Genomic DNA, 20,375 nt, shown 5'->3' on the forward strand with positions numbered 1-20,375 from the left:
AACAAGCCGCGCGTCGACCAAGTTAGACGAGGCGAAGCTCGCCGCTATTTATTGGACCGACATTATCCGACAAGACAGATGGTTGCATAACGCTGTCATATAAAAAGCTTTTAAGATGGTCCGCGAAATAGCTGATGGTCTGGGATTGATCCTTTGAAGGCGTATATACCCCCAAATTAACCGAAGGAAGCTTGGGAAAGCCGTCCGTTTCACGCAAAACCTTATGATGGGGTAATACAGCACCTGCGGGAAAAGCTGAAACACCAACACCTGAAGAGACCGCAACTTGTGCCACTGCAACTGAAGTTGTGGTTAAACGCTCTTCCCAGTGTCGGCCTTCTTTTGCCAAAGCTTCAAAGACATGTTCGCGGAAAGGGCAGGGGTGCTCAAATAATACCAGCGGAACTTTCTCATCGATAATATCCTTTTGGCTCGTCACCCATACTAAAGGTTCTTCAACGATATCCATAGGTTCCTGACGTTGATCAGACGATAATGCAATGGCGATAGAAATTTCACCCTCGTTCAGTTTTTTGTGCAAGGTAACGCTATCAGCAATCGTGATGTCTAAGTTTACACTTGGATGGGCGCGGGCAAAATCACAAAAAACTGTTTGCAATTTATCGGTCGCAAACCATTCTGGCAGTCCAATTCGGATTTCGCCTGTGAGTTCAGGTACAGACAAACGCATACGCGTTGTCTCATAGCACTGAAGAATGTTTTGAGCATTTTCAAGAAGAATACGACCTGTTTGCGTCAGATGAATAGTGCGTGCAGAACGCTCAATGAGTGGCTTTCCTACGCGTTCTTCAAGTCGCTTTATTTGTGTTGAAATACAAGGTTGGGTGCGGTTTAAAATGTCCCCGGCTTTGGTCACATTTCCTGTTTTAGCCACAGTCACAAAGGCTTCCAACAATTCTATACTTAAGCGTCCGGTTGTCATCTCGCTTCCTCCTAACTTAGCCGAGTGTAGCACCTCAATTAGCGTGATTGCAATTCGAAATATATGTAATTACCTGATCACAACCACAATTTACTAACAAAAGTTTAAAGATTTGATCACGAAAACTATACGATCTTAGATTGTTGTTTCAATCTGGTGCGGCTTCATAAAATTTTACACATCAAGACATTTTTTGAGGTTGGTATGGATCCTCAATTTAGTCTCAAAACCTACCAATTATCGCGTTATCCGTGAATGTTACGCCTCATGGTTGTTGTTTTCACTTAGCTATAAAAATCTGTGATGGCTTGCTGCAAATACTAATTTTTAGTTAACGAGCCAAACTCCTAGTTTTTTTTAATATTCCCTAAAGTTGTAAAAAAAACGAGGTACGCAAATGAGTGACAAGGTTCTAGTAAGAGATTTCACAAACGCAGATTCAATTGTAAATTTTGATGTCCAAGGTGGATTTGATTATCAGATAGATGAAAATCAAACGTTGGAAATGAATGTAAAAAAAGCGCTTTATTCGCACACAGAGTTTTCAGAACAGCAAATCATTACCCAAAGCAATAAATACAAATATCACGATGAGGGTGCTCCTACGACAAGTCATGACTATTTGACTGAGATTGTTGATGCTATGGCTTCATTGAACAAACAAGGCTTAGCGCTTGAAGATTTAGGTCAAATCGATGAAAACGGTGTGTCGTTTAAAAAAGCTCTTGAGATAAGTGTTCAAAAAATTGCAGCGCGTCTTGATGGAAACGGATTGATTTACGTTGAGCTTGGTCCTGAACCTGTCAAAACCAGTTATATTCTTCAAAAATTACTCGATCATGGTGTGAGGATTGCAAGATATATCGCTGTTGATATCAATCCCGCGTCTGAAGCGCCGCTGCGACCGATATTTGAAGACATTTTGGGTGATACACCAGTTGAGTTTGTCAACGCATCTTTTGAAGACTTCTCCTTAGGCGCGCATCTTGGTGAGACGGACGAACCTGCGCTAGTTACTATGCTCGGCTTTCAAGAAGGCAATGACGATCCATATACGATTACAAACTGGTTGCAGCAGATTGCACGCAAAAATGACATGCTTTTATCAGAAGTTCAGCTCTACAGTAATGCAAGCGCTGCAAGCATCTCGAGCTTTTATCGCAACCCTATGATGCAACGTTTCTCGCGCATTGCGTTCGAGCAAGGGGTAAAGGATAGTGCCATTTCTGTGGGGCGGTTTTACCTGCTTCCCGTGCAAACATCTGACGGCGAATATATCTTCACAGCCATCTTGTGTGAGGAGTTTTTAGATACAGAGCGAAATCGGAAATTGTTTGTTTCAAACTATTGTTTAAAGTTTGATTTTTCCCAATATCAGGCGTATCGTGAAATAGATAAACACTTTAAAATTGTGGAAGAGACGCTCACTCAAGACAGAACACTATTGTTTCAGATATCTTTGCGTAATTAAAGTTCGGAGTTTTAGACATGTTAAATGTCGACGAACGATCTGAACTTTTAAAAGTGCCAGATAATCAAAAGTCTTCTGATAGGTCTCGTCATGGAGAGTTTTTGGAGCAACAAACCCGAAATTTTACATTTGCTGGTTTGGCCATAGTCGCAGTGACATTTGGCCTTGCCCGCTACGGGTTTGGGTTGTTTGTGCCAGATATATCGCAAGATTTGTCGCTATCACCAGACGTTATCGGTGTCATCGCAGGATCGTCCTATGTGGGTTATCTATGTGCTACACTCACTGCGGCCTGGATTTCGCGGATCTTTGGGCCGCGCGTACCCATCGTATTGGGCGGCTTAGCTGCCTGTGTCGGGATGCTTATGGTTGGCTTCGCTGATAGTGGGTTCGCACTACTATTTGCAATATTTATCGCAGGTACATCTCCTGGGTTTAGCTATCCGCCATTTTCAGAAATTATTGTAAAACGCATCAAAGAAGAAAAGCAGGATCGTATATATGCCTGGATAAATTCTGGAACCGGTTTTGGTGTTGCGCTTGCCGGACCAATTGTTCTGTTTTCAGCGTTTGATTGGCGCAACGCATATTTTGTGTTTGCAGCTTTAGCATTGTTGGCAAGCATTTGGAATTTTATCACAACAAAGCCTGCAGAACATCCAGCGCCAAGTGCTTCGTCAAGTTATGGCATTGATCCAATTGATGCAGGATTTCGTGCAGTAATAAAAAGCGATAAAGCTCGCCCACTGTTCGGGGTGGCTTTCCTATATGGTCTGGCCACAAGTGCATATTGGACGTTTGCTGTTGATCTGCTTTATGAAGCGGGCAATGCCGATAAAACCCGCATCATATTTTGGAGCGTATTGGGAACAGCCGGGATATTTGGTTTTCTTGCCGGATGGCTGACATCCAATTTTGGCTTGAGAGGCTCTTATTGCGCATTGATGGTCGTCACGGCAATATCCATCGGCGCGCTTCCCTTCATCGCGACCAGCAATATGGCAATTTATGCATCGTCAGCGGTGTTTGGACTTGGCTTTATTGTCACCACTGCGTTTTTGGGGATGTGGTCTTTGCGCGTTTTTAATTGGGCACCTGCTTCAGGATTTGCGATGACATTTTTCCTCATTTCACTAGGGCAGGGTGTCGGTCCTGTCATTATCGGCTTGTGTTTGCGAAATGGTATTGAAATGGATTGGGTGTTTAGCACCTGTGGGGCTTTATGTTTGGTTTTGGCCATCATCATACCGCCTAGGGCAGATCGATGCCCAATAAATGGAAATGTCGCAAATCGCATAAAATCGATGCTAAATGCGAAAATTTAAAGCTGTATTTGTAATTTTTGCTTCAGATTTCATATTTTTGACCGAAAAATTCGCGATATATAATGAATATTGATGCAAATAGCATTTGCATGTCTATTTATTATTTTTGAAATACACGTAAATAGAGTATTTTTAAATTAGTTTGCGCATGAATAGTTATTTCGTGCGATGAATTTTAGCGTGATTTCGTTTGAAAATTGGCAGTAAGATCAATATCAAATTTCACAGAAAACAGCCAATTAATAGGCTGGATAGTAGGTTTGTTGCGTAGAACCTATGGATTAAGGTCTATTTCGAAAGAGGTAGGCCTTTTTTTAATTTAACGGAATAAATATAAAATATATCTGCAAGCGCTTACATCATAGTCTGGTTTCATGGGATGAAGCACGAATAGGTAGTAATAATTGACAATGTAAGATGTTATTATTGCGGATATCACCGAAATTTATGCGCACCAAAACTTAATGAATAATCAGCTTCATAATGCTGCCAGGCATCGCTTTCTTGAACAAAGATTGGCAGCTTGTTTTCATCGCTTAATTCAGGTTCATGTTCATCCAGCCATGCTGTTGCGATGTCTTCGGTTACATCTTCGCCAGACCAAGTATCATGATCCATACGAATGATTTGTGTTGTCGTGTCTTCACACGCTTTTATAGCATCATAGAGTATTGTTGGTCGCAATTCTGCTTCCTGAATAAACAAGCAGTCTTGTTGATCAACAAACAGCAAAAATTCATAGCTGAGGCAAAACCTGCCTTGGGCTTCACGGCATTGCTTGGGTGATTTTTTATTTGTCTGAGGAGAGGGAAGCTTAAAAGTTTTCACGCGATGCAAACCGTTGTTTCTAACGTATACAAATTATACGAATACGTATATTTGTCAAGAATTTTTGGTTGAAGTTTTAATTATTATAAAATCAACAGTTGAGTTTTGAGGTTGATTTGATACAAGAAATACACTTGCAAATTTGGGGAGTATTGATGAAAATTAACAAACAAATAAAAAGCGGTGGTATGGAGGCAACCGTAGGAGCCACTATAGGTCTGCTGACCTACATTCTAGGAGAAGCTGCGGGTGGGTTAACGACAACTGCGATTAGTCTGGCAAAGTTTTCAGATAATCTGCGAAAGAATAAAGATAATTTTCCCTTGAATGATGATCAACGACTGAAAGAAGTTAGGGCTATCATTTTAAATGTTTATCGAACGGAACCTGGTAAAACGAATAGCGAAAAAGAACTCTTTTTGCTATTATCTGAGGCAGATGAAGCCCTGGCATCACTCTTGACACGGTGCACTATTACCCCCGAGGATTTTTCAAATGCAGCAGGCATGATCTTCGTTGATGAAAAAGGTCAGACAAGTGCTGATTTTGAAAAATCAGCCGTGGAACTAATCCTCTCCAAGTTGGAAAAGGAAATAAAGAATATATCTAACAACTCAGGAGATGTAGATTTAAGTAAGTATTTCAATGACGGTGAGAAGCAAAACGCTGTATTTAAGTATGCAAAAACAATTGTAACGTGGTCTGTGAAGCAGGTTGTTTCGCAACCCGAGTACTTTAAACAAGTCGCTCCATATTTAATCACTCGGATTAGTGAAGACACTGCAGTTATGAAGAAGGATCTCGCAGATATTAAGGAAACATTGCAGAGGAATTATGTAAAGGATCAAAATAGAGTTGATACTTCAGAGGCCTCTATTGATTTATCAATGCAGCTTGGCATGGAGGATGATCTTGCGAAAGAAGTGTCTGAACTGAATGAAAACGCTATGCGTGGCGGCTCGTCAGAATATTTGAACGCTCTAAGGGGGATTATTCAGACCGGAGAAGATGCTGCTATTTTATCGCAACGTCTGAAGAAATCAGACAATTTTGTAAATTACGATGCTCATCACTCAAGTCGGTTTTATTCCGGTGAAGAAGATCTGCGGCTTGGTCCGTTGCCATATTCTCGTCTCATCAATGATAAAAATATTAAAAAACTTAAGCTAGATGTTAATTTACGTCAGTTTTTTTTCGCTAATGCAACGCCGGAATGGTCTGAGGTGGTGAAATTGGGATCTAAGCTGAAAATTGCGAATAGTAAAGTATATAGTAATAAATCCATTCGCTTGTACAATGTTGATTCCGACAAAGGTATTATAAAAATTCAGCCGGCGGATTACATGCAGCAAGTAAAATCAAACTTTATAGCGGATTTTTGCCCAGATGACCAAATTGATGGTAGAGCTTTTAGAAGCATCCGAAAACAATTGTTTGACGAAAATCCCCATAAGCTTCCCTCGCTTTCAGACGGGCGATTAGCCAACACCCTTGGAGTATCGGTTTTAGTGCTCTGTCGGGATAATGATGGTATATTAAGACCACTTGTACAACTTCGGCGTGGTGAAGGCTTGGCTATGAATGACAGCGGCATACACTGCACCGGAAGTCGTGCGGCACGATGGCCTAGTGAGGATCAAGATTTAACAATCAGAAATTTCTTTGATGATGAGGCTTATAAAGCGATTGAAGCAGATTTTGAATTGAAACAAGACGAGGTCAATATTTATCCTGTTGCATTTGTTCGAGAGCATGCAAGAATAGGTAAGCCACAATTATTTTATTTTGGATATACCACAAGAAAATTTGACGACGTTTTGAAGTTCCGCTTAGAAAAGCAGAAACTGGACGAGGAAAATCTTGATTACTCCCGACGGAAATATATCGATATGACATTTGATGGATTTCGTCAGTTGATCACAACAGACATTTGGAAGAAACGTGGCGATTATAATCTCACAATGGAAGCTTATGCTATGCTTTACTATTTAGCTATGGAGTATCGAGATCGTGGGTAAAGAGACTATTTATAGAAGCCATTTGAAAGACGTTTATAAAACATATTTCGGGGATTTCGGGTCTCGTTTTTTACCGATCGAATTTGAACAAGATTTCAGTGAAATCGCTTTTTGCTTTGATATTGATAAAGTAGATTTTGAGAATTGCGACGGCAATACCTTATTTTTTATGGAGAAAGCTGAGATAGATACTTCGCGAATAGTCCTCGATGAAAAAACTCATATATCAATAGATGAGCTGTCGAGTGATCGAGTTCGTTTAAGGCCTTTAAGTTATAAGTTTAATTACACATATCAGAAGGCGCTCGACGATGAAAATCCGGAAAAATTTGCTACAGATACAACTGAAATATTAATGTCTTTGCGGAAGTATTTATCACGTAACCGAGAAATACATGCTCCAGATTCTGATGTTGCACCCTGCAAACTGGGTGTTAGCTGCATAATTGTAGAGGGTACAAAAAGTAAACCAAAGCGCATTGTTACAACAAAACGAAGCGAGAAATCTGTTTATTTTCCAGGTGCTATGGATTCTAGTTTTTCCGGAGGTGTTGATGTGAAAGATATTGACACTAGTGATGATAGTCAAACTCTCCGAAACGTTATTGCAAGGGCTGCAGCGCGCGAGTGCAACGAAGAGCTAGGTTTTCTTCCGCCTATTGATAAGATTGATATAATTGGAATTTGGCGTGACCTCGAGAGAACTTCAATTCAATCTTTTGGCCTTATGTTTGTTGATGATGTGTCCGAGCTTTGCATTGACAAAAACGATGATGAAGTTGCCGAAATTAATCTCAATGATCTTGTTGGTGATTGGTGGGAAATTGATGAAGATGACAAAACACAAACACCTGAAATCAAGTTTTTGAAAAAATATCTTAAGACACTCCGGTATTAGAATTAATACCTAAGTGAATTGTCTATTAGTATACGTTTAGTCTTTGGTCTGTTTAATAAGTTGGGTGAGTAGGGTCCGTAAAGCTTCCTTGCCATCCTCGCCAATGATGTCTGCGCAGCTATCTTCGATCTCACGAATTTGTCTTGCGGCGAGTGCGCGTAATTCCTGACCTTTTTCTGTGACTGAGACGAGTTTGTCCCGTTTATTACCTTCTACCATGTCAATATTAATCAGATCGCGCGCCATCAAGCGCTCGACAGCCTGTTGGGCTGCTTGGCGGGAAAAACCCATTTCTTTGTGGATAACGGATAGCCTGACGCTTCTGCCGCGCAATTGACCAAATACGCGCATGTCCGATGGGCGAATATCAGCAAATTCAGTGTCTTCGCGCCCGCGATCCATCTGCTCGTTCCACCGTCCCAACAGGGTCATCATCATGCCTTTAATGTTGACCCCAAGGAATTCATCGTCATTTTTTTCAATCATGAACTTCAATTATCACGATTGACATTGCGGTAATAGATGATTAATTGTCAACCAAGGTTGATAAAATGATGATTTGCTAGATGATCCGATGAACAGGTGCCATATATGTATCATTGCCACATCCTTGAACATGAGGATTGCGGCATGATGGGCCAATTTACAGTGAACTAAAAGATCTAAACCTTTTTCTCAACGCGATAGCCTAAGCGCGGGAAATGCACATACACATTTTCAACATCGGCATCTACTCTTTGAACAACGATACGTTCGTGATCTGAAAATACTAAACTGCCTTCAACAGGTTGTTCTCCGCCATTCAAATCCGGTGATACTATGAGAAGGTCGCCAAGCTTTAAGCCTTGCGGGTCGTTTTGATCCATTTGTTGAAGTGGAGCAGGTTTAGTTTCTGCAGCGATTTTGATCGCATCTTCTGGCGAGAGTTCTTTCATCTCGCCATGTCCGAGGGCTTTAACTTTTTCAGCCCATTTTTGTAGGTGAGTAAACTCAGACAAGAACATTGGGCCATGCTCCCAACGCCCGTTTAAAAACCAGATAATATAGTAATATTGTGCATCAATAGCGCCCGGTTCAGCACCCAGTAAAAAGCTGCGTCCATCTGAAAGCTCGTTATCCAGCCATTGCATTTGTGCTCTCATCTGAGCGGCAAGATGAGGCAGATCCGCATTGGCTTTTTTTAAGCCTTCAGCCCAATCAGGACCAAAATATAATCGTCCACGATCTTTTGCGAAGTCTTCAGGAAGGTTTTCCCCCGCAGAGCCAAGCACAATTTTTACTGCTAAATCAAATAATGTACCATCGGTCCAACGGCTCAGCGACCAGACCAAGCCTTTGTCTTTGGTTGGAAAATATGTAGGTGAGGGAAAACGGCGTTCGAGTTCTCGTAAAATACATTGCGTATCACAATAAATATCAGCACCTATTTGCATGACGGGGGTTCGACGATACCCGCCCGTAAGTTTCGTTAAATTTGGTTTTGGCGCCAGACGAGGAATTTCAACAGAATACCAGGACAGTTTTTTAATACCCAAAGCAACGCGTACTTTCTCAGCAACTGGAGATTGGGGATAATTATGAAGAATGATGTCTGTCATGATAAGCCTTTTGATATGTTTGCGTGAACTTATACAAGGCGCGCATGGCCATCAAGTCTAGATCAAACGCTATCAAACATTTCATCACATGCCTCTCACGCTTTATTTAATATCAGTTGATCCCAATTTTTGCGATAAACTCTTCAATTGAAACTAAACTTTGCTTTTTCTCGTTACATCAATGTCCACAAAACAGTTTGATGCAATGACCACAGGAGAAATATTATGAACCGCAGAACTTTTCTAACCATCACGACAGGTCTAGGCGCTGGTGCGCTTTTGGCTCGTTCGGGCTTCGCCAATGTTGCAAAAAACGAATGGCCAGCAGAAGCAGGTGATAACTTTGTGTATGAAATCTCAAAACCTGATGCTGAATGGAAAACTATTTTAGATGATATGCAGTATAAAGTTTTGCGTCATGAAGCGACCGAGCGTTCGTTCACACATCCATTATTGAACGAAAACCGAGAAGGTACATTCCATTGTGCAGGCTGTGATTTGCCCGTTTATTCCTCAAAAACCAAATATAAAAGCGGTACCGGTTGGCCAAGTTTTTGGGATAATATTGATGATGCAGTGCTTACAAAAGAAGACAATTCATTTTTCTCGACCCGTACAGAGGTACACTGCCGTCGTTGCGGTGGGCATTTTGGTCATATCTTTGATGATGGACCCGAGCCAACAGGATTGCGCCATTGCTTGAACGGTGCTGCGCTCACATTTAAAGCAGCAGAAGCTTAAAGATATTCTTTTCTGAAAATAGGTTGACGGAACGCGCTGGGCTTTAGCAGTCGGACTAATCCCGGCCTCGGGGGGAGACCGCGTTCCGTCACGTTCCACAATAAACTAAAAAACATAAAGCAAATTGATCTGGATCAATTGCGCGCACAATTTTTGCAGTTTTGCGATAAAACTGCAAAATCATCTAAATTTTATTGCCACGTCTGGTGACCTCAGTCTCTCAAAAAGGGCTTCAAGTTTTTATAAAACTCGAAGCCTTCATGAGAGGAGAAAACGGAGCCGCCATGCGGTCGACCTCATTGGGGAAAGGTCGGGGAGGGTATATTTGCTCCGTAACTCTGACACCATATATAATGTGGTTCTAAGGTAACTGAATTGATCTATGTCAACTGATCATGATTTAGTTTTAAGTTTTAAAAATGATCTCCGTTAACGCTAGATTCTTGTAAAACTTGCCGATCAAATCAACTTAAACCATAATTGTATTCATGTTTCTGGATGATCGAGGGTCATAAATGAAATTTTTCGAGATGCGCCGCCACTCCATGCGACGGAAATACGAAAACTGCACATCTGGTTCAAGAAAGCCGCGAAAACACCTCAGTCAGACAGGGATTGAGCTTGCGCGTCAAGTTGGGAAAGGGATGTGCGAAGATAAGACAATGCCGTTTGATGGTGTGATTACATCCAAAAAATCCCGTGCTATCGAAACCGCGATATGTTTCGGTTTTGAAGTTGATATCTTTGCAAAGAGCCTTGGTGATTTCCCGGAAAAAATTTATAAAAAGAGCAAATGGCCCGCTGAATTTAAAACCATAAGCCAGGCCGTTAAAAAACATAAAAAGCTTGCAAAATATGCAAAGCAGCAAGCCGATGTTTTAGCCTTGCACATTGAACAGATTGAAGATGGTCAAACAATCCTAGGGGTATCTCATGGCGGCATAATGGAGCTAATGGCCATTGGTGCGTTGCCTGATGAAGATCATGGAAAATGGGGTGAGATCTTTGATTATTGCGAAGGCTTTCGCCTCGCGCATGATGGTAATCGTTGGGTCGGTATTGAGATTTTGCGGGTTTAGGCGCACTTAATCCGTTTTTGATTTATCTATTTGGTTCAAGTAATCCTGCATCAGCCCGTTAAGCATCTCGCGACTGGTTTGCGGGAAATTCTCAACGAGCCGCTTTTGAGTTTCAACATGGTCCGTGACCGCAGCATTAATTCTTATTCGTCCATTTTCGGTGAGTTGTACCAACACACTGCGTTTGTCATTCGGGTTTTGAACCCGCGCAACTAGCCCTTCCTTTTCCAATTGATCAATGCGATTGGTCATGGTGCCTGACGTAACCATCATTGTCGCTAAAAGATCATTGGGTGAAAGAGCATGCGGTTCACCAGATCTTAACAGGGTCGCCAAAACATCAAAACTTGCAGCATTAAGTTCGTGCTTTGCAAATGTCTTCGCCATTTCTGAGGATAAATAGGCGGATATCCGAACAAAGCGCCCGATCAGAGCCATGGGCTCAGTATCAAGATCAGCACGTTGTTTTGCCCATTGGGCTCTAATTTCATCAATGTCAAACATGAAAAAACTCTACATAAGATTTTATCTTGACGTCAAGATAAAAATGGATATCTTGACGTCAAGATAAATTGGATTTCTCCCATGTCACGAAGCTTTGATATTTCCATCACCGCAATCGCCCCCATCATTTGGGGCAGCAGTTATATTGTTACGACACAATTTTTGCCTAATCTTGATCCCTTTACGATTTCGCTTTTGCGTGCATTGCCAGCAGGCTTGCTGCTCTTGTGTATTGTTCGGCAATTGCCGCATGGGCATTTGATTGGCAAAATGTTCATTTTGGGCGCGCTAAACTTTTCGATATTTTGGTCCTTATTATTTTTCACAGCCTATCGATTGCCGGGGGAGTGGCGGCAGTTATGGGGGCTTTGCAACCGTTTATTGTTGTTTTTGCCGCGCGAGGTATTTTGGGGTCGCCTATAAAGCCTGTGTCAATATTTGCCATCACTACCGGCGCATTTGGTGTGGCGTTAATTGTTCTCACGCCGGATGCCAAACTTGATAGTTTAGGTGTTTTGGCAGGAATTGCAGGTTCTGCTTCTATGGCATTTGGCACAGTTTTAAGTCGAAAATGGCAGCCCGGAGTATCAGCCATCACCTATACGTCATGGCAGCTTACAGCGGGTGGTATATTGTTGATACCATTGGCATTTGTTGCGCCAACACCTTTCTCTGAAATAACGCTGACAAACCTTTTTGCGCTTGGTTATTTAGGATTAATCGGTGCGGGTTTAACCTATGTCATTTGGTTGCGTGGTATTAAACTCTTACAGCCGACAGCGGTTTCAATTCTTGGTTTATTCAGCCCGTTAAGCGCGGCGATTTTGGGCTGGATCATCTTGTCAGAAACACTCAATCTGACGCAATTACTGGGAATGATAATTGTCTTTACAAGCGTTTTGTTTGGCCAATATGCGTTAAGATCCACCAAGAAATGATACTCATTGCTCTGCCCTAAATGTCGCTTAGATTGGGTCCCTAGACCCTCTGACCTACTCTTTGCTTCTTAATGTGCTTTACAAGTTTATTCAGGATTAGGGAGTTCAGAAAGTGACGCTGGCTCAACCACTTGTGTGGTTTTTGACTCAAAATGATCGCTTTTATAGTGGCTGAAAGACTTGGCCAACCAACCAGTGGATGGATCTACCCAATAGATTTGATCGATTGTTGCGCCACCTGCCATAGAAGAGGTGTAAGTACCTTTAATTACATCATGGGATGTACCATCTAGGTCCTCAGTGCCGCACGAAATATCGGTTGCCTCTGCTGCATCTTTTGTCAGGGCTGTTTTCATGTCATTGCGGCTTTTTTCTGCATCCCATGTGTTGATTAAATTCCAACTCTGCCCCTTGTCTGAGGACGCATACATATTGTCACCCAAAAACAGTGACCAAGGATCACCTTCAGGATCAATCATTTCAGTCATGCCATTATTGTTACCATCACTATGATGATAGTTGGTGCTGGTTTTCCCGCCGACAATTTCCTGAGTGATATATAGCCGTAAAGGGCCTTCCTGCGCAGATCCATTAATGAGCAAGTCAGCAAATCGATCACTGCATTCATTTGCAAACGCGTTGCTCATACTGCCAATCACGATTGCCGCGACAAGTATCGATTTCATAATTTAACCCTCCACACTTAAAGCCTGTTCATTTGCAGACATTCGACTGATTGTTAATTTTGAATAGAAAACAAAATAGCCTTACAATGCAAGTTCAATCAAAGGAATTAGCGTTTACGCAAACTATAAATACGATCGATGACCCGTCGAATTTCAGGCAGGTTCCGATCATCATCATGAAACACCAGCCAAGCATCATGTGCGAGTTCATCAATCGGGGGTGAACGTCGTTCTAAGTGCGCTTCTTCATCACCAATAAATGTTGGTAATATCAGCTGGCCGGCACCAGCAAGAGCCAGATCAAGTGCTAGCCTGGGCGTATTGGCCTCGTGATATAAGCCCGAGGTTGCGCGTTTCTTAGCCCAGATAGAGGATGGTGTTTCGACCGAATGTATAATCCAGTTTTCAGCGGCATTGGGTGTGGCGTAAATTGCAAATTCGTTGCTGGCAAGTTTGTGGGCTGCCAAACCAACTTCCGTGGGGCGACGGTTGCGAATAGCAATAGAGATTTCGCGCCTTGCAAGACTTAAATAAGTTTCGGTGGAGACAAAACGAAGCCTGACATCAGGGGGATTGCCAACAATATCTTGCAAATTTCGCGCAAGCGCATGCGAAGTCCATGTACCAGCAGAAAGTTTAACAAGCGGCAAGGCATCATTATGACGGCGTGCTGTTAAACGCTCGATCTGATCAGCCACACCTTCCAATTTTTCCATGAGATCGTGGCCAGCATCGGTTAAATCATAACCATGTGAGCGCCTAATAAACAGCTCGCGATCCATTGCGCGCTCAAATGCAAGCATTCGCCGGCCTAATGTTGGTGCGCTTGATCGAATATCTTTTGCGGCGGCGGCAAGACCACCAGCGCGCGCTACGGCTAAAAAAGCACGCAGATCATCCCAGTCGATATGTTCCAAAAAAGATTTATCTTCATTCATTTTTGAAATGATACATTCAAATCATTTCATTGTGCAAGTGAATGATCACTTGTTATTATGCTTCAACGCAATTCCAAACAATTTACAAACAAACGAGGCCGCTATGGCAAGCTTTGGCTATGTTCCTTTTCTGTTGCTGCTGTTTATTGGCACAGTATGTAATTCCATGGCGGTATCATTCATGGGCTTTCATTTAATCGAAGGTCTCGATCAGGCTCCTTGGAGTATCAGCATTTACACAGGTGGATTTGCGCTTGTAGTTATTATGACCAATCGGTTGTTAGCCGCGCGCATGGACGCGGGGGCAAATCCGTTTTTAATGATTGGCTTTGCGGCATCCAGCTTTTTAATCGCTGCGATTGCGATCTCTTTATCAGCCGCTTTCCTGGTCACTGTCTTTTTCGGCGCTATCGGGTTTGGAATAGGTTCAAGCGCTATGTCGACCAAGTTTTCAATCGGCGGAATTGTTGCTGATCGCAACTCTATTAAACGCAGCACATTTAATGCCTATATGCGTGCAACGACTTCTACATCTTGGATGGTCGGACCAGCCTTAAGTTTTACAGTTGCAGATCTTTATGGCCATGAGAGCGTTTTTCAATTGGCTGTCATTGCAGGGTTACTATGGCTTATGACTTGGTGGCTAGCTGCTCCGCGCAATGCCTTAACTGAGCCCAAACCAATGGCGCATGATAGCAAAATGGATAAGTCGGGAAATCTTGATTTAAAGTTAGCGGTCATATTTGTTTTTTGTCTGGCATTGGCGCACTCATTAACATTTTCAGCTTTGCCAATTTTTTATGTACAAGAAGTTGGCTTGCCAGGATTTGCACCTGGCACGGCATTTACGATTAAAACCTTTGTGGAATTATTCGCAATTTTTTCAACCCCGGTTCTGATCAATCGTTTTGGTCTTCCTTCTTCGTTATTTGGCACCGCATTATTGGCTATTATTGCGATATTGGTGATTGGAACCACAAGTTCACTTGCCCATATGTATATAGGCGCAGCGCTAGAAGGCTTTTATTTCGGTTTATTTTCCACGCTTGCAATTAGCTATGTGCAATCTCTTTCAACCGATAGGCCTGCCTATGGTAATGCACTTTATTGGAACACGATGATGCTAACACTGATTGTTGCAGGTCCTGCGACTGGAGCCATCGCCCAGATTTTTAACTTTCAAACAGTGATATTCATCGCAACACTATTTGCGCTTTTATCCGCTGTGGTGTTGGGTGCCAGTCATTTTAAAAAGCGCGCACAACAGGTGTGATCTAGGATCCGCGCCATTGAAAACTCGCAACCACTCTGCCAAAAACCTCAACTTCTTGCTGATGAAATTCAAAATCTGAATATCGACCATTATCAGAGATAATGCGGATTTTATCTTCGGGTAAAAGCTCAACACGTTTCACCATCAATCCATGGCCATAATCAACAGCATAAAGATCAGGCGGGGAGGGGTAACGGTGCGTCGTATCCACAAACACATAGGAGCCGCTAGCTAATGTTGGCTCCATTGAATCTCCAGTGACGGTCATCGCATATGTTTTATCCATATTTTTCCAGCCAGAATTGACCTGATCTGGAAAGCTCCAAAAACCGCTATCATTGTTTGGATTATCCGCAGTTTCGGTCTCATAGCTCTCAGAATGTGTACCATTATATGTCATCTCCCGATCAAGGGGGCGGTCGGAAACGCTAAGATTGGCAATGTCTACAATATGTTTTGAACTATCTGCATGTCTTCCATTATTGTTTTGAGATGATGTTCGCCGAGTTGGGTGATGGTTTGTTTCAAGATCGTTTTGAGTGTTTTCGATAGTGGCGTCTGCAGCCAAACGGCGCGCACGCGCTAAAGAACGAATACGCTCAAGTGCTGAACCGCGAGGTTCTTGCCCCGAAAGCCACCGCGAAATGGTTGCCTGTGTGGTGCTCAATTCCAGTGCGAGGTCTTCCTGCTTGGTATCTTGAAGCATAATGCGCAAAAGTTGCCGATAATCCATGACCGTATTCCATTCTTTTTTATTGTTGATACGCGGATACTCATCTCGATAGATTTATACATATACGAATATTGACGCTTGTCAAATAGAGTATATACGTATATACGTTAACGTATGAAAGTTAAAATATACGTTTTATGTCGTTACGGGGTGTAATATGCGTATATTTCATCTGAAATTGAATAAATGGATACATCAAAGCTCTGCTCATTGATGATCAGTGTCGCCGTTTGAACCTTCGCTATTTTGCTTGAAAGGGGGCGATTTATGGGCGTCACAACATGGACTGAGGCGCAGGACGCGATTTTAATCAACGGATTAAAAACCGACATGACCTATCGTCAATTGGCTGATGAACTTGGTCTGAGTAAAGCGATGGTTTCTGGACGAATACACCGCTTGAGAAAAATAAGGCCCGGTGATTTGCCACCTAAAATTTCATCCTTACCTGCATCCAAAACCACACATCATCACGCATCATCATACAATAATCGGCTTAACCGCATGCGAAAAGGAGACGGCGATAAGCCAGATCCATTGCCAAGATCAGTTAAGAAAAAACATGCTTTTTCTCAACTAAATTGGAACACGCCGTCAATATTGGTTGAGCGCCCAACCAATTTGCCGGTGCCATTTATCAAGCTTGAAAAGGGGCGATGCTCTTGGTGTGTCGATGATGTTCATCGTGATGCGAGCGCTCATATGTTGTGTTGCGCAGCGGAAGTCATAGATACATCAAAACGTGAAGGTGATCGGCGTTCAAGTCATTGTGCGTATCACTACCATATGAGTATTCGTAACAGTTAGGTGAATACTTGAATCAAATCATCAATGAATGCGGTTAAACCTATGTATATGCGTGTAATTTTGATTTTTATTAGCCCGATGAAGATAACAAAAGATCAATTGTAGGGCTGTCTTATAGTTTATCGCGAAATTCCAAATTGATACCGAATATGTCAGGCAACGACGAAGGAGCAAATATTGCGCACACAAATGCAAGGCACCTATAAACCACCAAATTCGCAATCCATTAAACTCAAACCGGGTATGAAAAAACTACCGAAAGGTTCGCAAGGGTTTGTGCTCGCCCATGTCGATGATCCTTATGCGCAGAAGAATGAATTGCATGAAAGTAAAGTACCTCAAGCACACAAAATACCCGTGGTACAACGAAGCTCTGATAATCCCTTGTTAGAGCTTTTTAATCGCAAACGTATTGATGAAGGGCAATATTTAGCTGGGCACAAATATATGGGTGCTTATTTGATCTGCCTGGGAAAAACAGGACAGGGAATTGATTATTCACGTCAGCGGGTTGATTGCGCCACAGCGCCTTTAACTTTGACGGAAAAACAAATCAATGCGCAAGACATCATACGAAATGCTAATCAGGTGCTTGCGCAATATGGGCATAACCAACGGTGTGAAAATGAAGCGGTCACGCGCGTTAAAAAGATCGCCGGTGAGGGGTTATCCGTTACTCAATATTGTTATTCAATATTAGGTCTTAAAAGCTCGAAGTCGGTCTCGAAACAAATGGTTTTTTTGCGCGATGATTTAACTGTGCTTGCAAAGCACTGGGGATTAAAAAACTGACGGAGCTGGTTATATCCAGCCCCAAATATTGCAAGCAACGCTGAACCAAAAAGCGTTATCTAATGCGATTTCATTCCGCGTGAGCGTGAAAGTCGTGGGGTAGCATCTTGGGTTTCCTGTTTTGTTTCAACAGTTTTTTGCGGCGTGAATTCACCCCCATTAGCAACCCAGTCATCATGAAGCTTTTGCATCGTAAGCCACGCGCCTGAACCGTTTTTGAAATAACGACCAAATTTTCCTGCGCTGGCACGATTAATGCGTTCTTTTCCGTCTATTAAATCATTGATATAGAACTTCGACATTCCAATAATCTTTGAAAACTGCAAGACATGCAGATTATTGTCTTTCATTGCTTTATGGATAATTTCACCGGGATGTTGAGGTGCATCACCTGTTGATTTGCGTGATTTAAAACTTGTCATGTTAAACGTCCCTGGAAACATTGTTTAGCTCTATTTAGCTGTGTTTAAACTTGTCCTCAAGCAGGAACCCATGTTTATTTTGTTATCGATATGATCAAACCAAAAAAGATATAATCGCAGGTGAGCAAATGGTTCCGGTTCTCATTACATTCATCGCCTTTGCTATTTTAATATTTTTAGCAATGGCACTCAGGCTTAGCGCAGCGATTGAGCGCGCGGCCCGGCAAAGCCCAATCGATCAACCAACTGGCTATGCAAATATTTTAACGTCTGCAATCGCCAAACATGTTGATGCCCATGACAAACCGACCCGGAAAATGGTTTTCAGATTAAGGTTATTGTTGGCGATCATTGTTTTGTTGTTTTTAGAAATTATCGTGATTGTCAGCAGTCTTTGATGCGCACATGAAAAAGGCGCGATATCTTTCAATACCGCGCCTCAATGGCTTCAGCTAGGTTTTATAGGATTTACAAAGCCAGTTGATAAGTTTCAGGTGCATAGTGGAAGCCATCGCCTTGTGCAACGACATAACCCACTGCCGGGAACGGCATGTGATAGCCGATAAATGGTATCTTATCAGCAGCAAGCATTCCCAATACTTTACGGCGTGAGGCAGCAGCGGCAGCTTTATCAGCATCAAAGCGAACTTCCCAATCAGGTTTGGCAAGTGACCATACATAATGATTTGCAAGGTCCGCTGCGATGAGCAATTGCTGGCCATTGCTTTCAAGCATATATGTCATGTGACCGGGCGTATGACCAAAGGCAGCCATGGCTGTTATACCTGATGTAACCGAACCGCCATCATCGAGGAATGTGATCTTGTCAGCCATCGGCGTTACCATTTTAGCAACCATATCACCGACGCGATTTCCGGCTTCCATCTTTGACCAGAAATTATATTCAGCAGAACCTGTGAAGATCTTTGCATTCGGGAATGTTGGATTTCCACCCATCATTAATCCACCAATATGATCAGGGTGCATGTGTGTTAGCACAAGGGTTGTGATGTCAGATGGTGCGTAACCCGCACCTTCCAAGGCTGTGACAACGCCAGGAACATCACCACCCAAACCGGTATCAAACAAAACAACTTCAGACCCGGTATCAACAACAGTTGGTGTGAAGAAGGCTTTAAAGGCGTCACTGGCAATCAAATTTTCAGCAGACACAGCGTTGAATTCTTCCGCTGATACATTCATACCAAATGTTTTCTGTGGTTCTGAACCATTTGAAGAACCTGCAAGCAATGTTGTGACTATAAAGTCACCAACTTTATAATGTGAATAAGGAACATTCGCTTTTGCAGCAGAATGCCCGGCAGCTTGCGCACCGGATGTCAAAATGGTTGCGGCGCTTCCAGCAAGTGGCAGTGCTGCAGCTCCTAGAAGTAATTTGCGGCGAGGGAATTTGATATTAACAGTCATGATGCGATCTCCTTATTGTGGTAGGCGAAATAATCCTGTGCAATTATTTCTTATAAATGGACTATACGTCATAAATTTTACGTTGGATGTAAAAAATATCGATTTTTTGTGGAATTTTATCCGTAGTCACACCATCAACTGATTATGGCGGAAACATGGCAGGCCAAGCCATGTTGATAAACACTTTGTGAGGTGAGGTACGATTATAAAAGCCATGACGATAATTAGTCATTGAGTTCTGGGTAGGCGCAGTTAATTGAATATTCATGTCATTACTGCTACGTTCTAATGGGTCTGGGGGCGAGTTGCACTGCGAAAAGGAGTTGCAAATTGCCAAGCAAAGAACAGAAATTGTTGAATTCCGTTTGTGGCATTGGGATCAGTGCGTTTGTTTTTTTATCAACAGCTACCCACGCTCAGATTATAACTCCCATCGATCAGATGCCGAAGATTAAGACACCTGCACCGATTATTTATCTCTCTAACAATTTGGATGAGAAGGATAAGCTCGGCTATTGCATTGACACTGTTGGGCGAGGGCTTTCTGATCAATTGCATCTGCATTCATGCAAGCCACAAGGTGGTGATGTCCAATTTTCCTTTGATATAAGAACGGGTCAGATCAAATCAGCAACTTATGATAATCTATGTGCCGAAATCGCTTCGAAAGACATTGCGAACGATGATGCGATGGGGAATTTGAAACTTGTCAGATGCCAGCGCACCATCATGCAAAAATTTTCCTATGATGAAATTAGCACCCAAATTCGACCGCAAGGTATTGATAATTTTTGTCTCGCTTCATCGGGAGATAGCAAACAAGCGGGGCCATTTATGTCGCGCAGTTTGGTGATTGGACTATGCAAAGCAATCCCAACACATCTGAAAAGTTGGACTATTCTGGAATAGATTGACCAATTTTTGCTATATTTCGAAATGGAACAGGCAAATCA

Annotated in this window: 24 protein-coding genes; 14 read left to right on the forward strand and 10 right to left on the reverse strand. The window is 42.4% G+C overall.

Features of this window, described 5'->3' with window-relative positions:
• Positions 1-22: 22 nt before the first annotated feature.
• Complete coding sequence (locus ACZ1GZ_RS09980; RefSeq protein ID WP_472664709.1) at positions 23-943, reverse strand: LysR family transcriptional regulator; 921 nt, start codon at positions 941-943, stop codon at positions 23-25.
• Between the two features lie 397 nt (positions 944-1,340).
• Between ACZ1GZ_RS09980 and ACZ1GZ_RS09985 the strand changes: the two genes are divergently transcribed.
• Both ACZ1GZ_RS09985 and ACZ1GZ_RS09990 read left to right on the forward strand, forming a co-directional pair.
• A complete protein-coding gene (locus ACZ1GZ_RS09985; RefSeq protein ID WP_472664711.1) occupies positions 1,341-2,414 on the forward strand; it encodes a hypothetical protein in 1,074 nt (357 codons plus the stop codon).
• Positions 2,415-2,431: 17 nt separating this feature from the next.
• Positions 2,432-3,739 carry an MFS transporter gene (locus tag ACZ1GZ_RS09990; protein ID WP_472664712.1) on the forward strand — a complete coding sequence of 436 codons (1,308 nt, stop codon included), beginning with the start codon at positions 2,432-2,434 and terminating at the stop codon, positions 3,737-3,739.
• A gap of 435 nt (positions 3,740-4,174) precedes the next feature.
• Here the strand turns inward: ACZ1GZ_RS09990 and ACZ1GZ_RS09995 are convergent, their stop codons facing one another.
• Entirely contained in the window at positions 4,175-4,423 is a 249-nt protein-coding gene (locus ACZ1GZ_RS09995; protein ID WP_472664714.1) for a hypothetical protein, read from the reverse strand.
• Between the two features lie 299 nt (positions 4,424-4,722).
• Here ACZ1GZ_RS09995 and ACZ1GZ_RS10000 point away from each other — a divergent pair, with 299 nt between their 5' ends.
• Positions 4,723-6,585 carry a hypothetical protein gene (locus ACZ1GZ_RS10000; protein WP_472664715.1) on the forward strand — a complete coding sequence of 621 codons (1,863 nt, stop codon included), beginning with the start codon at positions 4,723-4,725 and terminating at the stop codon, positions 6,583-6,585.
• Positions 6,578-7,483: an NUDIX hydrolase gene (locus ACZ1GZ_RS10005; RefSeq protein ID WP_472664717.1), complete on the forward strand. Its 906-nt coding sequence runs from the start codon at positions 6,578-6,580 to the stop codon at positions 7,481-7,483. The genes ACZ1GZ_RS10000 and ACZ1GZ_RS10005 overlap by 8 nt, the downstream gene beginning before the upstream one ends.
• Before the next feature lie 36 nt (positions 7,484-7,519).
• On the opposite strand, the gene ACZ1GZ_RS10010 is transcribed toward ACZ1GZ_RS10005, so the two are convergent.
• Entirely contained in the window at positions 7,520-7,969 is a 450-nt protein-coding gene (locus ACZ1GZ_RS10010) for a hypothetical protein (protein ID WP_472664718.1), read from the reverse strand.
• Positions 7,970-8,065: 96 nt separating this feature from the next.
• On the opposite strand from ACZ1GZ_RS10010, the gene ACZ1GZ_RS10015 reads away from it, so the two are divergent.
• Positions 8,066-8,140 (forward strand): multicopper oxidase domain-containing protein, encoded by a 75-nt coding sequence (locus tag ACZ1GZ_RS10015; RefSeq protein WP_472668279.1) that lies wholly within the window; start codon positions 8,066-8,068, stop codon positions 8,138-8,140.
• Between the two features lie 5 nt (positions 8,141-8,145).
• On the opposite strand, the gene ACZ1GZ_RS10020 is transcribed toward ACZ1GZ_RS10015, so the two are convergent.
• Positions 8,146-9,081 (reverse strand): glutathione S-transferase family protein, encoded by a 936-nt coding sequence (locus ACZ1GZ_RS10020; protein ID WP_472664720.1) that lies wholly within the window; start codon positions 9,079-9,081, stop codon positions 8,146-8,148.
• Positions 9,082-9,306: 225 nt separating this feature from the next.
• Here ACZ1GZ_RS10020 and msrB point away from each other — a divergent pair, with 225 nt between their 5' ends.
• Both msrB and ACZ1GZ_RS10030 read left to right on the forward strand, forming a co-directional pair.
• Positions 9,307-9,822 carry a peptide-methionine (R)-S-oxide reductase MsrB gene (gene msrB, locus ACZ1GZ_RS10025; RefSeq protein ID WP_472664721.1) on the forward strand — a complete coding sequence of 172 codons (516 nt, stop codon included), beginning with the start codon at positions 9,307-9,309 and terminating at the stop codon, positions 9,820-9,822.
• Positions 9,823-10,337: 515 nt separating this feature from the next.
• Positions 10,338-10,901 carry a phosphoglycerate mutase family protein gene (locus ACZ1GZ_RS10030; RefSeq protein ID WP_472664722.1) on the forward strand — a complete coding sequence of 188 codons (564 nt, stop codon included), beginning with the start codon at positions 10,338-10,340 and terminating at the stop codon, positions 10,899-10,901.
• 6 nt (positions 10,902-10,907) lie between these two features.
• Here ACZ1GZ_RS10030 and ACZ1GZ_RS10035 read toward each other — a convergent pair whose 3' ends face one another.
• Positions 10,908-11,405 (reverse strand): MarR family winged helix-turn-helix transcriptional regulator, encoded by a 498-nt coding sequence (locus tag ACZ1GZ_RS10035; RefSeq protein ID WP_472664724.1) that lies wholly within the window; start codon positions 11,403-11,405, stop codon positions 10,908-10,910.
• Positions 11,406-11,486: 81 nt separating this feature from the next.
• Here ACZ1GZ_RS10035 and ACZ1GZ_RS10040 point away from each other — a divergent pair, with 81 nt between their 5' ends.
• Both ACZ1GZ_RS10040 and ACZ1GZ_RS10045 read left to right on the forward strand, forming a co-directional pair.
• Positions 11,487-11,828: an EamA family transporter gene (locus ACZ1GZ_RS10040; RefSeq protein WP_472664726.1), complete on the forward strand. Its 342-nt coding sequence runs from the start codon at positions 11,487-11,489 to the stop codon at positions 11,826-11,828.
• Positions 11,765-12,343, forward strand: coding sequence for a DMT family transporter (locus tag ACZ1GZ_RS10045; protein WP_472664728.1), 579 nt, complete (start codon positions 11,765-11,767; stop codon positions 12,341-12,343). The genes ACZ1GZ_RS10040 and ACZ1GZ_RS10045 overlap by 64 nt, the downstream gene beginning before the upstream one ends.
• An 86-nt stretch (positions 12,344-12,429) precedes the next feature.
• On the opposite strand, the gene ACZ1GZ_RS10050 is transcribed toward ACZ1GZ_RS10045, so the two are convergent.
• Both ACZ1GZ_RS10050 and ACZ1GZ_RS10055 read right to left on the reverse strand, forming a co-directional pair.
• Positions 12,430-13,029 (reverse strand): hypothetical protein, encoded by a 600-nt coding sequence (locus tag ACZ1GZ_RS10050; RefSeq protein ID WP_472664729.1) that lies wholly within the window; start codon positions 13,027-13,029, stop codon positions 12,430-12,432.
• A gap of 107 nt (positions 13,030-13,136) precedes the next feature.
• Positions 13,137-13,967 (reverse strand): LysR family transcriptional regulator, encoded by an 831-nt coding sequence (locus ACZ1GZ_RS10055; RefSeq protein WP_472664731.1) that lies wholly within the window; start codon positions 13,965-13,967, stop codon positions 13,137-13,139.
• Between the two features lie 103 nt (positions 13,968-14,070).
• On the opposite strand from ACZ1GZ_RS10055, the gene ACZ1GZ_RS10060 reads away from it, so the two are divergent.
• On the forward strand, positions 14,071-15,240 hold the full coding sequence (locus tag ACZ1GZ_RS10060) for an MFS transporter (protein ID WP_472664732.1): 1,170 nt from the start codon (positions 14,071-14,073) through the stop codon (positions 15,238-15,240).
• Between the two features lies 1 nt (position 15,241).
• Here ACZ1GZ_RS10060 and ACZ1GZ_RS10065 read toward each other — a convergent pair whose 3' ends face one another.
• Positions 15,242-15,973: a S24 family peptidase gene (locus ACZ1GZ_RS10065; RefSeq protein WP_472664733.1), complete on the reverse strand. Its 732-nt coding sequence runs from the start codon at positions 15,971-15,973 to the stop codon at positions 15,242-15,244.
• A 267-nt stretch (positions 15,974-16,240) separates the two neighbouring features.
• Here ACZ1GZ_RS10065 and ACZ1GZ_RS10070 point away from each other — a divergent pair, with 267 nt between their 5' ends.
• The gene (locus tag ACZ1GZ_RS10070) at positions 16,241-16,780 is read left to right on the forward strand and encodes a hypothetical protein (RefSeq protein ID WP_472664734.1); all 540 of its coding nucleotides are present in this window, start codon (positions 16,241-16,243) and stop codon (positions 16,778-16,780) included.
• 177 nt (positions 16,781-16,957) lie between these two features.
• Positions 16,958-17,572, forward strand: a complete 615-nt coding sequence (locus ACZ1GZ_RS10075) for a hypothetical protein (protein WP_472664735.1) — start codon at positions 16,958-16,960, stop codon at positions 17,570-17,572.
• Positions 17,573-17,631: 59 nt separating this feature from the next.
• On the opposite strand, the gene ACZ1GZ_RS10080 is transcribed toward ACZ1GZ_RS10075, so the two are convergent.
• Positions 17,632-17,994, reverse strand: a complete 363-nt coding sequence (locus ACZ1GZ_RS10080; RefSeq protein WP_472664736.1) for a helix-turn-helix transcriptional regulator — start codon at positions 17,992-17,994, stop codon at positions 17,632-17,634.
• A gap of 128 nt (positions 17,995-18,122) precedes the next feature.
• On the opposite strand from ACZ1GZ_RS10080, the gene ACZ1GZ_RS10085 reads away from it, so the two are divergent.
• On the forward strand, positions 18,123-18,392 hold the full coding sequence (locus ACZ1GZ_RS10085; protein WP_472664737.1) for a hypothetical protein: 270 nt from the start codon (positions 18,123-18,125) through the stop codon (positions 18,390-18,392).
• Between the two features lie 70 nt (positions 18,393-18,462).
• Here ACZ1GZ_RS10085 and ACZ1GZ_RS10090 read toward each other — a convergent pair whose 3' ends face one another.
• Complete coding sequence (locus ACZ1GZ_RS10090) at positions 18,463-19,422, reverse strand: MBL fold metallo-hydrolase (RefSeq protein ID WP_472664738.1); 960 nt, start codon at positions 19,420-19,422, stop codon at positions 18,463-18,465.
• Positions 19,423-19,752: 330 nt separating this feature from the next.
• Here ACZ1GZ_RS10090 and ACZ1GZ_RS10095 point away from each other — a divergent pair, with 330 nt between their 5' ends.
• Entirely contained in the window at positions 19,753-20,331 is a 579-nt protein-coding gene (locus ACZ1GZ_RS10095; protein WP_472664739.1) for a ricin-type beta-trefoil lectin domain protein, read from the forward strand.
• The last annotated feature ends 44 nt before the right edge of the window (positions 20,332-20,375 follow it).

The organism is Lentilitoribacter sp. JB5-8 (genome assembly GCF_055693385.1).